Source organism: Shewanella abyssi (assembly GCF_023284025.1).
Classification (GTDB): domain Bacteria; phylum Pseudomonadota; class Gammaproteobacteria; order Enterobacterales; family Shewanellaceae; genus Shewanella; species Shewanella abyssi.
In genome coordinates this window covers 1-679 of sequence record NZ_JAKIKR010000131.1, presented here as the reverse complement: position 1 = coordinate 679, position 679 = coordinate 1, and the positions used below count along the sequence as shown (strand labels likewise).

The window sequence follows — 679 nt, the reverse complement described above, 5'->3', positions numbered from 1 at the left end:
AAGTTCCCACCATTACGTGCTGGCAAATAAGGATAAGGGTTGCGCTCGTTGCGGGACTTAACCCAACATTTCACAACACGAGCTGACGACAGCCATGCAGCACCTGTCTCACAGTTCCCGAAGGCACCAAGCTATCTCTAGCGAGTTCTGTGGATGTCAAGAGTAGGTAAGGTTCTTCGCGTTGCATCGAATTAAACCACATGCTCCACCGCTTGTGCGGGCCCCCGTCAATTCATTTGAGTTTTAACCTTGCGGCCGTACTCCCCAGGCGGTCTACTTAATGCGTTAGCTTGAGAACCCAGTGTTCAAGACACCAAATTCCGAGTAGACATCGTTTACGGCGTGGACTACCAGGGTATCTAATCCTGTTTGCTCCCCACGCTTTCGTACATGAGCGTCAGTCTTTGTCCAGGGGGCCGCCTTCGCCACCGGTATTCCTTCAGATCTCTACGCATTTCACCGCTACACCTGAAATTCTACCCCCCTCTACAAGACTCTAGTTTGCCAGTTCGAAATGCAGTTCCCAGGTTGAGCCCGGGGCTTTCACATCTCGCTTAACAAACCGCCTGCGTACGCTTTACGCCCAGTAATTCCGATTAACGCTTGCACCCCTCGTATTACCGCGGCTGCTGGCACGAAGTTAGCCGGTGCTTCTTCTGCGAGTAACGTCACATCCAAG

Annotated in this window: 1 rRNA gene; it reads right to left on the bottom strand. The window is 52.3% G+C overall.

From position 1 onward, the window contains the following. Positions 1–679 (bottom strand): 16S ribosomal RNA (locus L2755_RS22060); the annotation flags it as partial.